Genomic DNA, 223 nt, shown 5'->3' with positions numbered 1-223 from the left:
ATCACTCAATCTGAATACGTCACCACCGTCTGGGCAAAAGCCGAGGCGATGTCTAACCGCAAAATCCGCACCGCTGACCAGCAACAAGTGATCGAGGTGCAACAGTTCACTATCAGGCCCAGAAAGGACATTGAACCCCCTTGGCTGATTGAACACCAAGGACGGCTGTTTACCGTGCGCGCCATAGACCGCAACCGGGCCGACCGGACCCTGATCACCACGG

1 protein-coding gene is annotated in these 223 nt (G+C 56.5%); it reads left to right on the top strand.

All coding sequences use genetic code 11. The features are described from left to right. Positions 1–223 (top strand): phage head closure protein (locus AAC854_RS23885; RefSeq protein WP_340619214.1); only part of this gene is annotated, 223 nt, incomplete at both ends.

This window comes from Xenorhabdus entomophaga, assembly GCF_037996725.1.
GTDB classification, from domain to species: domain Bacteria; phylum Pseudomonadota; class Gammaproteobacteria; order Enterobacterales; family Enterobacteriaceae; genus Xenorhabdus; species Xenorhabdus khoisanae.
Note: the sequence above shows the minus strand (reverse complement) of the source record. Positions and strands in the feature narration are given on the sequence as shown.